Origin of the sequence: Nocardioides marinus (assembly GCF_013408145.1) — a bacterium.
Taxonomy (GTDB): Bacteria; Actinomycetota; Actinomycetes; order Propionibacteriales; family Nocardioidaceae; genus Nocardioides; species Nocardioides marinus.
Map to the genome: position 1 here is coordinate 730,693 of NZ_JACBZI010000001.1, position 12,531 is coordinate 743,223.

Sequence of the window (12,531 nt, forward strand, 5' to 3'; positions counted from 1 at the left end):
CCCGCCCATTCTGGGCGGAGTGACGCGCCTTTTCCACTGAGCCACCAAGCCGATCGAGACTGTCGGTGGTCGCGGCTTCAATGGACTCATGACCACCAGCCCCTTGGTCGCGACGACCGACCTGAGCGAGGAGCAGATCCTGGCGCGGGCGACGGTGTGTGCGCGGGGGATGCGGCGGGCGGGGGCTGAGCTGTTGGTGCTGGCCTACGAGTGGGCGGTGGCCCACCCGGTCGACCGGCTCGACCCTGTGGAGGCGGGGAAGCCGGGGCGGGAGCGGGCCACGGTCCTGGGTGGGCCGGGGACGCCGGAGGTGACCGAGTTCGCTGCGGCGGAGTTCGGGGCGCGCATTGAGCGGACCTCCCACCACGGCCGCAAGCTGATGGCCGCCGCCCTCGACCTTCGTCTGCGGTTGCCGCTGCTGTGGGGGCGGGTGCAGGCCCTGGAGGTGCGTGACTCCTACGCGATCCACGTCGCCGAGCGCACCCGCGACCTCAGCGCTGATGAGGCGGCCTGGGTCGACCAGGAGGTCGCCGAGGCCGCCGACGGCCGGATCCCGTGGACCCACTTCGAGACCCTCGTGGCCGGCAAGGTCGCCGCCGCCGCGCCTGAGCTGGCGAAGGAGAAGGAGGAGCGGGCCGCGGCCGCCACCTACGCCCGCGCGCTCCGCCCTCGTGCCGGGGACGAGACCCACGGGATGGGGACCTTCGTGGTCCGTGGCCCGTTGCCGGTCATCGAGGCCCTCGACGCCGCGGTCACGACGCTGGCGCACCGGCTGCAGGAGCACCTGCCCGAGCCGACCGGCCCCGATGACGACAGCCCGTCCATCGACCAGCTGAGGGTGCAGGCGATCGCGTTGCTCGCGTCCCCGACGGTCATCGACCAGGCACCGGCCGACGGTGAGGTCGACCTGCGTGACCTGCTGCCCGCCGTGGAGCTGACCGTGCACCTCTACGGCGGAGCGCGGGAGGTCTCACCCGAGCACGGGGAGGTCGACCGGGTCGCCCGCGTCGACGGCTGGGGCCCGGTCACGGAGTCCTGGCTGCGCGACGTGCTGGGTCGCTACGCCCGCTTCGTGGTGCGCCCCGTGCTCGATCTGGAGGGCCTGGCGCCCGTGGAGGCCTACGAGATCCCCCAGCGACACCGCCGCGCGGTCCAGCAGATCTCCCCGACCGAGGCGTTCCCCTGGGGCACCACCCGCAGCACCGGGCCGACCATCCAGCTCGACCACGTCGTGCCCTGGGACCCGCACGGGCCACCCGACCAGACCGGCACCCACAACCTCAGCCCACTCTCCACGCTCCACCACCGACTCAAGACCCACGGCGCGTGGCAGAGCGCGATGCCCTGGCCCGGCGTCCACCTGTGGCGCGACCCCCACGGCCAGGTCTACCTCCACGACACCAGCGGCACGAGGGGTCTCGACAAGCTCGACCAACATGGAGCGCTCGACAACCGCGACAACCGCCGGGCCGACAGCCCCTACACCGCTGTCGTCCAGTGGTACGAGACCGGCCCGATCATCTACGACGCCGCCTAGGACCGACGCCGCAACCAACAGAGAGCCGGGCCGCCCCCGAAGGGACGACCCGGCTCTGCGGTTGAGCAGAGGCTCAGAGACCCATGCGCATGGCGTCGCGCAGGTCCTTGTTGAGCTGGGAGATCACGTCGAGCGGGATCTCCTTGGGGCAGGCGCTGGTGCACTCGCCGATGTTGGTGCAGCCACCGAAGCCCTCGTGGTCGTGCTGGGCGACCATGTCGACCACGCGCGAGTAGCGCTCGGGTTGGCCCTGGGGGAGCTCGCCGAGGTGGGTGATCTTCGCACCCATGAACAGCGAGGCAGAGCCGTTGGGGCAGGCGGCGACGCAGGCGCCGCAGCCGATGCAGGTGGCGACGTTGAAGGCGCGCATGGCCTTGTCACGCGGCGCGGGCACCGAGTTGGCCTCGGGGGCCGAGCCGGTGTTGGCCGAGATGAAGCCGCCGGACTGGATGATCCGGTCGAAGGCCGAGCGGTCCACGATCAGGTCACGCACCACCGGGAAGGCGTCCGAGCGCCACGGCTCGATGGTGATGGTGTCGCCGTCGTTGAACGAGCGCATGTGCAGCTGGCAGGTCGTGGTGACCTCCGGGCCGTGCGCCTCGCCGTTGATCATCAGCGAGCAGGCGCCGCAGATGCCCTCACGGCAGTCGTGGTCGAAGGCGACCGGCTCCTGGCCCTCGCCCTGCAGCTTCTCGTTGAGGACGTCGAGCATCTCCAGGAAGCTCATGTCGGCCGAGACGCCGTCGAGGTCGTAGGTCTGCAGGGCGCCCGGGGCGCTCGCGTTCTCCTGGCGCCAGATCTTGAGGGTGAGTCTCACTTGTAGCTCCGCTGCTTCATCTCGATGGCCGTGTAGACGAGGTCTTCCTTGTGCAGGACGGGCTGACCGCCCTCGCCGCCGAACTCCCAGGCCGCGACGTAGGCGAACTCCTCGTCGTGACGCAGCGCCTCACCGTCCTCGGTCTGGGACTCGGCCCGGAAGTGACCGCCGCAGGACTCGCGGCGGTTGAGGGCGTCGATGCACATGAGCTCGCCCAGCTCGAGGAAGTCGGCCACGCGGCCGGCCTTCTCCAGGCTCTGGTTGAGCGAGTCGGCGGTGCCGAGCACCTTGACGTTGCTCCAGAAGTCGGCCTTGAGCTCGCGGATCATGTCGATCGCCTTGCGCAGGCCGTCCTCGGTGCGCTCCATCCCGCAGTACTCCCACATGATGTTGCCCAGCTCCTTGTGGTAGCTGTCCACCGTGCGGGTGCCGTTGATCGAGAGGAACTTCTGGATCCGGTCCTCGACCTCGGTCCGGGCCGCGACGACGTCGGGGTGCGACTCGTCGATGGCGTCGAACGGGCCGTCGGCGAGGTACTCGCGGATGGTGTTCGGCAGCACGAAGTAGCCGTCGGCCAGGCCCTGCATCAGCGCCGAGGCGCCGAGGCGGTTCGCGCCGTGGTCGGAGAAGTTGGCCTCACCGGTGACGAAGAGGCCCTCGATGTTGGACTGCAGGTCGTAGTCGACCCACAGGCCACCCATGACGTAGTGCACGGCGGGGTAGATGCGCATCGGCACCTCGTAGGGGTTCTCACCCGTGATCCGCTCGTACATGTCGAAGAGGTTGTCGTACTTCTCGCGGACCGCGTCCTCACCGAGACGCTCGATGGCGTCGGCGAAGTCGAGGTACACACCGCGGCGGAAGTCGCCGACCATCGGGCCCACGCCGCGACCCTCGTCGCAGACGTTCTTGGCCTGGCGGGAGGCGATGTCGCGGGGGACCAGGTTGCCGAAGGAGGGGTAGATCCGCTCCAGGTAGTAGTCGCGGTCCTCCTCGGGGATGTCGCGCGGGTCCTTGGTGCAGTCCTCGGCCTTCTTCGGCACCCAGATGCGACCGTCGTTGCGCAGCGACTCCGACATCAGGGTCAGCTTCGACTGGTGGTCGCCGGAGACCGGGATGCAGGTCGGGTGGATCTGCGTGTAGCAGGGGTTGGCCATGTAGGCGCCCTTGCGGTGCGCACGCCACGCGGCGGTGACGTTGGAGCCCATCGCGTTGGTCGAGAGGTAGAAGACGTTGCCGTAGCCGCCCGAGGCCAGCACCACGACGTCGGCGAGGTGGGTCTCGATCGCGCCGGTGACCATGTCGCGGGCGATGATCCCGCGGGCCTTGCCGTCGACGATGATCAGCTCGAGCATCTCGTGGCGGGTGTACTGCGTGACCGTGCCGGCCGCGACCTGTCGCTCCATCGCCTGGTAGGCGCCGATCAGCAGCTGCTGACCGGTCTGCCCACGGGCGTAGAACGTGCGGGAGACCTGCACGCCGCCGAAGGAGCGGTTGTCCAGCAGGCCGCCGTACTCACGGGCGAAGGGCACGCCCTGCGCGACGCACTGGTCGATGATGTTCGCCGAGACCTCGGCGAGGCGGTAGACGTTCGACTCGCGCGAGCGGTAGTCGCCGCCCTTCACGGTGTCGTAGAAGAGGCGGTACGTCGAGTCGCCGTCCTCCTTGTAGTTCTTCGCCGCGTTGATGCCGCCCTGCGCGGCGATCGAGTGCGCCCGACGCGGGGAGTCCTGGTAGCAGAAGGACTTCACGTTGTAGCCGGCCTCGCCCATGGTGGCGGCGGCCGCGCCGCCGGCCAGACCGGTGCCGACGATGATCACGTCGAGCTTGCGGCGGTTGGCCGGGTTGACCAGCCGGTTGTTCATCTTATGGGTGGTCCAGCGGTCCTTGATAGCACCGGCAGGTGCCTTCGTGTCCGCGATCTTCTCGCCGAGGGTGTAGTACCCGTGGGCGTCGTCGGACTGCTGGTTCGGCGGCGTGGTCAGGACGGTGTTGCCGCTGACGTCGACGGTGGATGCCATGTGTCGGTCTCTCCGGTTCGGTGCTGTCGTGGGGCCGCGGTCAGTCGATGACGCCGAGGAGCGTGAAGATCGGGACCAGCGAGAAGCCGCCGGCGATCACGACCGCCAGCACCCACCCGGCGGTGCGGGCCCGCTGCCGGGCCGCGGCCGTGCCGGTCCAGCCGAGGGTCTGCATCGCGCTGAAGGTGCCGTGGTGCAGGTGCAGCGCCAGGGCGGCCATCGCGGCCAGGTAGATCAGCGTCATCCACCACAGGCCGAAGGTGTCGACCATCAGCTGGTAGGGGTTGTTGGTCTCGCCGCCGGCGGGGTTGACCTTGCCGATGGTGAAGTTCAGCAGGTGCCAGACCAGGAAGACCAGGATCGTCAGCCCGCCCCAGCGCATGGTGCGCGAGGAGACCGAGGAGTGCTTGTTCTTCTTCACCGCGTACTTCACGGTGCGGGCCGCGCCGGCACGGCGGGCGAGCACGACCGCGCTGGTCACGTGCACGACCAGGGAGACGATGAGCACGAGGCGGATCACCCAGAGGGCGCCCTCCTCGGGCAGCATCGGCTCGCCGAGGATCCGCAGGTGGTGGGCGTACTCGTTGAACGCCTCCTCACCCGCGAAGGCCTTCAGGTTGCCGTACATGTGGAGCAGCACGAAGCCGATGAACACCAGCCCGCTGCCGGCCATCAGGAGCTTGAGCGTGATCGTCGAGCGCGACGCGCGCGCTCCTCGGACGAGAGTCGGGGTTGCCACAAGGGAGCACGGTAGCGCGCAGATCGCCCGGCTTTGCCCCCCGGAGGTGTGACATATCCCCCTTCGACGCCTACCGAGAGGTAAGTGAGGGTACCCTCACCTGCTGCTCCAACCGCCCGATCAGCTCGTCGACGGCCAGCGTCCAGGACCGCTCCTCGGCCAGCTGCCGCCCGCGAGCCCCGAGCAGGGCCCGGTGCCGGTCGGCCACCAGGGCCCCGACCGCGCGCACCAGGTCGCGCTCGCTGCCGGGGGAGTGCAGCAGCCCCGTCTCCAGGTGGCGCACCACCTCGGCCGCGGCACCGGCGCGCGGCGCCACGACCGGTACGCCGGAGGCGGCCGCCTCCCGCAGCGCGTGGGCGCACGTCTGCTGCTCGTCGGGGTGGACGAGGACGTCGAGGGTCGCCATGGCGACGGCCAGGTCGCCGGTGCCGAGCGCCCCGGTCAGCTTGACGTCGCGCGCGTGCTGGGCCAGCCAGTCGCGCTGCGCCCCGTCGCCGATCGCCACCAGGCGCACGCCCGGGATGCGGGAGACGGCGGCCAGCCGGCGTACCCCGTGCCGCTTGCGCAGCGCCCCGACGTACCCCACGACCACCAGCGGCTGGGCCCGCGACGAGGCGCGGGACCAGTGCCGGTGCAGCCACTCGTCGCGCAGGGCGGGGGTGAAGGCCAGGGTGTCGACGCCCGGCGCCCACACCCCGACCTCGCGCCCGAGGGCGGACAGGCGCCCCGCGAGGTGCCGCGAGGTCGCGAGCAGCAGGTCGGCCCGCTCGGCCACGGTGGTGCGCCAGTAGTCACCGAGGACCTCGGGCACCGCGGAGGCCTGCACCACGGTCGTCGGCACCCCGGTCGCCTGCGCGTGCTTGAGCGCCTTGCGCCCCAGGCTGCCCGGGCCGGTGCCGGGGTCCAGGGCGAGGACCACGTCCGGCCGGGCGGCGTCGACGGCGGCGCGGACCTGGGCGCCGGGCTTGGCCAGCGGGCTGATCCGCACGACCGTGCAGCCGCGGTAGTCGGCGAGGCCGGGAGCCGGCGCCACCAGTCGGACCTCGTGGCCGGTGTCGACGAGGCGGTCCAGGACGGCCTTCACCGTCGGGCCGCCGGCGGGGAAGCAGGACTCGGTCACGACGAGCACGCGCATGGGGGGCACCCTCGCCGGCCGTGTCGACCCGGCCGTGACCTCGGGGTGGCTGCGCGGTGAACGGTGCGGACCAAGCAGGCGCTCGGTCGGAAACATCACATCCTGTAGCCGACGTCACTCGACACTCCTATGGTTCGCACCATGACTGGACCCGAGGGCGCGCTCGAGCTCGCCCACGCCGACGACGCCTGGACCCGGGCGGACTGGGAGAAGGCCACCGCCGCCGTGCTGCGCAAGTCGCGCCGGATGAGCGAGGAGGACGCCGACTCCCTGGTGTGGGACAAGCTGACCCGCCGGACGCTGGACGGCCTCGACATCACCCCGCTCGGCACCCCGGGCTCGCTGGAGGGCCTGGCGACCGCCGGGCGCCCGGCGCGCGCGGGCGACTGGGACGTGCGCGCCCTGGTCGAGGCCGGGCCCGAGAAGCAGCTCAACGAGGCGGCGCTGGTCGACCTCGACGGCGGGGTCACCTCGCTGTGGCTGCAGGTCGACGCCGGCGCCGACCTGTCCACCCTGCTCGAGGGCGTGCTGCTCGACCTGGCACCGGTCGCGCTCGACGCCGCCGACCCCCTCGCGGCGGCGCAGGCGTTCCTGGCCCACGCCGGCGACACCGACCTCGCGACCGGCACCAACCTCGGCGCCCCGGCCACCGCCGACGCCGAGACGCTGGCCGCGGTCGCCCGCCTGGCCCGCGAGCGGGGCCTGCTGGGCGTCGTGGTCGACGGCACGAAGGTCCACGACCGCGGTGCCTCCGACGTCACCGAGCTCGGCTGGGTCCTGGCGGCCGGCGCCCGCGTGCTGCGCGTCCTGGAGGCCGCCGGCATCGGCGCCGCCGACGCCGCGGGGCTCATCGAGCTGCGGCTGGCCGTCACCGACGAGCAGTTCGCCTCGATCGCCAAGCTCCGCGCCGTACGCCGGCTGTGGGCGCGGGTCCTGGAGCTCTCCGGGGTCTCGACGGGCTCGACCGGCGCCGTGAGCGTCCACGCCGTGACGAGCCGTCCGATGATGAGCACCTACGACCCGTACGTGAACATGCTGCGCACCACCGTCGCCGCGTTCGCCGCCGGTGTCGGCGGCGCCGACAGCGTCACGGTGCTGCCCTTCGACGCCCCGCTGGGACGTCCCGACGCCTTCGGTCGCCGGATCGCGCGCAACACCCACCACCTGCTCATCGACGAGTCCCACGTGGCGCACGTCGCCGACCCCGCCGGTGGCGCGTACGCCGTCGAGGAGCTCACCGACGCGATGGCCCGCGCCGCCTGGGAGGCGCTGGGTCGCCTCGACGGCGCCGACGGCGCCGACGGTCCCGACGCCGCGGTGCTCGAGGAGATGGTGGCCGCGACCGTCGAGCAGCGCGACCGCGAGGTCGCCACCCGCCAGCGCCCGCTCACCGGCCTGACCGAGTTCCCCAACCTCGGCGAGGAGCTGCCCGCCCGGGAGCCGTACGCCGGCTGGGAGGGCGTGCGCTCCTACGGCGCGGCCTTCGAGGCGATGCGCGCCGAGGCCCCCGCGGGCCGCGTCTTCCTCGCCACGATGGGCCCGATCGCCCAGCACACCGCCCGGGCCACCTTCGCCACCAACCTGCTCGCCGCCGGCGGTGTCGCCGTCGACGTGGCCGGAGCCACCGACGGCCCCGAGGCGCTCGTGGCGGCGTACGACGGCCAGTCGGTCGTGTGCCTGGCCGGTGCCGACCCGACCTACGCCGAGTGGGGCGAGGCCGCGGCGTCCGCGCTGCGCGAGGCCGGCGCGACCCGCGTGATCATCGCGGGGGTCTCGACAAGCTCGACCAGCGGTGTCTTCGACGTGATCGACGACTCCTGCGCGATGGGCGTGGACGCCCTCGCCTTCCTCACCCGCACCAGGGAGGCCCTCCGATGAGTGTCCCGTCCAGCTTCGCCGGCCTGCCCCTCGTGGGGGAGGGCGCGGCGCCGTCCACCGGCACCCCGGCCCACGACCTGTGGACCGCCCCGGAGGGCATCGCGATCAAGACGTCCTACGGCCCCGAGGACCTCGAGGGCCTCGACGCCCTCGACACCTACCCGGGCCTGAGCCCGTTCCTGCGCGGCCCCTACCCGACGATGTACACCACGCAGCCGTGGACCATCCGTCAGTACGCCGGGTTCTCGACCGCCGAGGAGTCCAACGCCTTCTACCGCCGCAACCTCGCGGCCGGCCAGAAGGGCCTCTCGGTCGCCTTCGACCTCGCCACCCACCGCGGCTACGACTCCGACCACCCGCGGGTGCGCGGCGACGTCGGCATGGCCGGTGTCGCGATCGACTCGATCTACGACGCCCGCACCCTCTTCGAGGGCATCCCGCTGGACCAGATGTCGGTCTCGATGACCATGAACGGCGCCGTGCTGCCGGTGATGGCGCTCTACATCGCCGCGGCCGAGGAGCAGGGCGTCAAGCCCGAGCAGCTCGCCGGGACCATCCAGAACGACATCCTCAAGGAGTTCATGGTCCGCAACACCTACATCTACCCGCCGGTGCCGTCGATGCGGATCATCTCCGACATCTTCGCCTTCACCGCCGAGCGGATGCCGCGGTTCAACTCGATCTCCATCTCCGGCTACCACATGCAGGAGGCCGGGGCGACCAACGACCTCGAGCTGGCCTACACCCTCGCCGACGGCGTCGAGTACATCCGCGCCGGCCTCGAGGCCGGCCTCGACATCGACGCCTTCGCGCCGCGGCTGAGCTTCTTCTGGGCCATCGGCATGAACTTCTTCATGGAGGTCGCCAAGATGCGCGCCGCTCGCGCGCTGTGGTCGCGCCTGGTGCGCGAGTTCGACCCGAAGAACCCCAAGTCGCTCTCCCTGCGCACCCACTCCCAGACCTCCGGCTGGTCGCTGACCGCCCAGGACGTCTTCAACAACGTCGGCCGCACCTGCATCGAGGCGATGGCCGCGACCCAGGGTCACACCCAGTCGCTGCACACCAACGCCCTCGACGAGGCGATCGCGCTGCCGACCGACTTCTCGGCCCGCATCGCGCGCAACACCCAGCTGATGCTGCAGCAGGAGTCCGGCACGACCCGCACCATCGACCCGTGGGCCGGCTCCTACTACGTCGAGCGGCTGACCCACGACCTCGCCGAGCGCGCGTGGGCCCACATCCAGGAGGCCGAGCGCGCCGGCGGCATGGCCAAGGCCATCGAGCAGGGCATCCCGAAGATGCGCATCGAGGAGGCCGCCGCCCGCACCCAGGCCCGGCTGGACTCCGGCGCGCAGAAGCTCATCGGCGTCAACACCTACCGGCTCGCCGCCGAGGACAAGCTCGACGTCCTGCGCGTCGACAACGACGACGTCTACCGACGCCAGCTGGCCAAGCTCGAGCGGCTGCGCGCCGAGCGTGACGACGACGCCGTACGCCGCTCGCTGGAGGCGCTGACCGCCTCCGCCGAGCGGGGCGGCTCGGGCATGGAGGGCAACCTGCTCGCCCTGGCCGTCGACGCCGCGCGGAACAAGGCGACCGTGGGCGAGATCTCCGAGGCGCTGGAGAAGGTCTACGGCCGCCACCAGGCCGTCATCCGTACGATCAGCGGCGTGTTCCGCGACGAGTCCGGCGACGGCGAGGGTGCCACCCAGGTCAAGCAGGTGCTGGCCGAGACCGCGGAGTTCGAGGAGGCCGAGGGGCGTCGCCCCCGCATCCTGGTCGCCAAGATGGGCCAGGACGGCCACGACCGCGGCCAGAAGGTCATCGTCTCCGCGTTCGCCGACATGGGCTTCGACGTCGACGTGGGGCCGCTGTTCTCCACGCCCGAGGAGGTCGCTCAGCAGGCGGTCGACAACGACGTGCACATCGTCGGCGTCAGCTCGCTCGCCGCGGGCCACCTCACCCTGCTCCCGGCGCTGCGCACCGCGCTGGCCGAGCAGGGCCGTGACGACATCATGGTCGTCATCGGTGGCGTGATCCCGCCCGACGACGTGCCGACCCTGCTGGAGATGGGTGCCGCCGAGGTGTTCCTGCCCGGCACGGTCATCGCCCAGTCGGCGCTGTCGCTGCTGGCCACCCTGCGCGACCAGCTCGGGCACTGATGCCGGCTCCCGACCGGGACAGGGACCAGGAGAAGGTCGACCGGCTCGTCGAGGGCATCCGGGCGCAGCGGCGCGCGGCGGTCTCGCAGGCGATCACGCTGGTGGAGTCCTCGCGCCCGCAGCACCGCGCCCAGGCGCGGGCGCTGCTGACCGAGCTGGCCGAGGAGTCCGGCGGGTCCGACGTGGTCCGGGTCGGGATCTCCGGCGTACCCGGGGTCGGGAAGTCGACGTTCATCGAGGCTCTCGGCACCCGCCTGGTCGCCGAGGGGCACAAGGTGGGCGTGCTGGCCGTCGACCCCTCCAGCGTGCGCACCGGCGGCTCGGTGCTGGGCGACAAGACCCGGATGGGACGGCTCTCGGTGGAGCCGGACGCGTTCATCCGCCCCTCCCCGTCGGCGGGCACCCTCGGCGGCGTCGCCCGGGCCACCGTCCAGGCGATGGCCGTCCTCGAGGCGGCCGGCTACGACGTGATCCTGGTCGAGACCGTCGGCGTCGGGCAGTCGGAGGTGACGGTGGCCGGGATGGTCGACACCTTCCTGTTCCTCACCCTGGCCCGCACCGGCGACCAGCTCCAGGGCATCAAGAAGGGCATCCTCGAGATCGCCGACGTCATCGCGGTCAACAAGGCAGACGGCGACCGGGAGCAGGAGGCCCGCGCCGCGGCCCGCGACCTCGCCGGCGCCCTGCGGCTGGTGCGCGGGAAGTCCGAGTGGGCACCCCCGGTGGTCACCTGCTCGGGCCTGCACGACGTCGACGTCGACGACGTCTGGTCGCGCGTGCTCGCCCACCGCGAGCACCTCGGCACCGACGGGCTGGGCACCAAGCGCGCCGAGCAGCAGCTGGAGTTCACCTGGGCGATGGTCCGCGACGAGCTCGACCAGCGGCTGCGGCTCTCCACGGGCGTCCGCGCCGTGCGCGACGAGATCCGCGACGCCGTGCTGGCCGGCGAGCTGCCCGCCACCGTGGCGGCCGACCGGATCCTCGCGGCCTACGACGGGGACCCGACTATCCTCGAACGACCATGACGACCCCGGCCACGCCCTCCGCCCTCATCGCCCAGGTCGTGGCCGACCACGAGGCCGACCTGGTCGCCCTGCGCCGCGACCTGCACGCCCACCCCGAGCTGTCGTGGGCCGAGCACCGCACCACCGACGTCGTCGCCGCCGGGCTGGAGGCCAGCGGGTGGCGCATCCAGCGGCTCAGCCCCGCGGGCCTGGTGGCCGATCTCGGCACGGGGGAGCGGACGGTCGGCCTGCGCGCCGACCTCGACGCGCTGCCGGTCCAGGAGGTCTCCGAGGACCCGTGGCGCTCCACGCTGCCCGGCGTGGCGCACGCCTGCGGCCACGACGTGCACACCTCCGCCCTCGTGGGCGCCGCCCACGCGCTGGCCCGCGTGCACGCGGTGGGGGAGCTCGGGGGCCGGGTGCGGCTGTTCTTCCAGCCCGCCGAGGAGGTCATGCCCGGCGGGGCCGTGCACCTGATGGGCCTCGGCGTCCTCGACGGCGTGGAGCGGGTCTTCGCCCTGCACTGCGACCCCGGGGTCGACGTCGGCCAGGTGGGCCTGCGGCTGGGCCCGCTCACCAGCGCCGCCGACCGCATCGAGATCCGGCTCGAGGGCACCGGTGGGCACACCTCGCGCCCGCACCTCACCGGGGACCTCACCTTCGCGCTGGCCAAGGTGACCACCGAGCTGCCGGCCATCCTCTCCCGTCGACTCGACCCCCGCTCGGGGGTCAGCGTGGTGTGGGGGATGGTCGCTGCCGGCTCGGCGCCCAACGTCATCCCCGACCACGGGGTCCTGGCCGGCACCGTCCGGATCCTCGACGCGGTCGCGTGGGCGGAGTGCGAGAAGCTCGTGCGCGAGCTGGTGCACGAGATCGTGCGGCCCTACGGCGTCACGGCGCACCTGGACTACCAGCGCGGCGTCCCGCCGGTGGTCAACGAGTCCCTGTCCAACCGGATCCTCGCCGAGGCCGTGACGGAGGTCCTCGGCCCGGACGGCCAGGTGACCGCCCCGCAGAGCCTCGGTGGCGAGGACTTCGGGTGGTACCTCGACCAGGTCCCCGGCGCGATGATGCGCCTGGGCACCCGCACTCCCGGCGGGCCCACCTACGACCTGCACCAGGGCAACCTGCACATCGACGAGCGGGCGATCACCATCGGTGCCCGCCTGATGGCGGAGGCGGCCTGGAGGGCGCTGCGCGCCTGAGGCGACGCTCGCGCGGACCGCGGAGGTCACCGA

9 protein-coding genes are annotated in these 12,531 nt (G+C 72.2%); 5 read left to right on the forward strand and 4 right to left on the reverse strand.

Features of this window, described 5'->3' with window-relative positions:
• Window positions 1-88 precede the first annotated feature (88 nt).
• Complete coding sequence (locus BKA05_RS03530) at window positions 89-1,537, forward strand: HNH endonuclease signature motif containing protein (protein WP_179530193.1); 1,449 nt, start codon at window positions 89-91, stop codon at window positions 1,535-1,537.
• Between the two features lie 73 nt (window positions 1,538-1,610).
• On the opposite strand, the gene BKA05_RS03535 is transcribed toward BKA05_RS03530, so the two are convergent.
• From BKA05_RS03535 to BKA05_RS03550, 4 genes are all read right to left on the reverse strand, one after another.
• Window positions 1,611-2,354 (reverse strand): succinate dehydrogenase/fumarate reductase iron-sulfur subunit, encoded by a 744-nt coding sequence (locus BKA05_RS03535; RefSeq protein WP_179530194.1) that lies wholly within the window; start codon window positions 2,352-2,354, stop codon window positions 1,611-1,613.
• Entirely contained in the window at window positions 2,351-4,375 is a 2,025-nt protein-coding gene (locus tag BKA05_RS03540) for a fumarate reductase/succinate dehydrogenase flavoprotein subunit (RefSeq protein WP_179530195.1), read from the reverse strand. The genes BKA05_RS03535 and BKA05_RS03540 overlap by 4 nt, the downstream gene beginning before the upstream one ends.
• Before the next feature lie 40 nt (window positions 4,376-4,415).
• Entirely contained in the window at window positions 4,416-5,114 is a 699-nt protein-coding gene (locus tag BKA05_RS03545) for a succinate dehydrogenase/fumarate reductase transmembrane subunit (protein ID WP_179530196.1), read from the reverse strand.
• A 70-nt stretch (window positions 5,115-5,184) separates the two neighbouring features.
• Complete coding sequence (locus tag BKA05_RS03550; RefSeq protein ID WP_179530197.1) at window positions 5,185-6,249, reverse strand: glycosyltransferase; 1,065 nt, start codon at window positions 6,247-6,249, stop codon at window positions 5,185-5,187.
• Between the two features lie 141 nt (window positions 6,250-6,390).
• On the opposite strand from BKA05_RS03550, the gene BKA05_RS03555 reads away from it, so the two are divergent.
• The 4 genes from BKA05_RS03555 to BKA05_RS03570 are packed head-to-tail and all read left to right on the forward strand — an operon-like array spanning window position 6,391 to window position 12,498.
• The gene (locus tag BKA05_RS03555) at window positions 6,391-8,127 is read left to right on the forward strand and encodes a methylmalonyl-CoA mutase family protein (RefSeq protein WP_179530198.1); all 1,737 of its coding nucleotides are present in this window, start codon (window positions 6,391-6,393) and stop codon (window positions 8,125-8,127) included.
• Window positions 8,124-10,289 carry a methylmalonyl-CoA mutase gene (gene scpA / locus BKA05_RS03560; protein WP_179530199.1) on the forward strand — a complete coding sequence of 722 codons (2,166 nt, stop codon included), beginning with the start codon at window positions 8,124-8,126 and terminating at the stop codon, window positions 10,287-10,289. Before BKA05_RS03555 ends, scpA begins: the two co-directional genes overlap by 4 nt.
• Window positions 10,289-11,314 carry a methylmalonyl Co-A mutase-associated GTPase MeaB gene (meaB, locus tag BKA05_RS03565; RefSeq protein ID WP_179530200.1) on the forward strand — a complete coding sequence of 342 codons (1,026 nt, stop codon included), beginning with the start codon at window positions 10,289-10,291 and terminating at the stop codon, window positions 11,312-11,314. Before scpA ends, meaB begins: the two co-directional genes overlap by 1 nt.
• Window positions 11,311-12,498 (forward strand): amidohydrolase, encoded by a 1,188-nt coding sequence (locus BKA05_RS03570; protein WP_179530201.1) that lies wholly within the window; start codon window positions 11,311-11,313, stop codon window positions 12,496-12,498. Before meaB ends, BKA05_RS03570 begins: the two co-directional genes overlap by 4 nt.
• The last annotated feature ends 33 nt before the right edge of the window (window positions 12,499-12,531 follow it).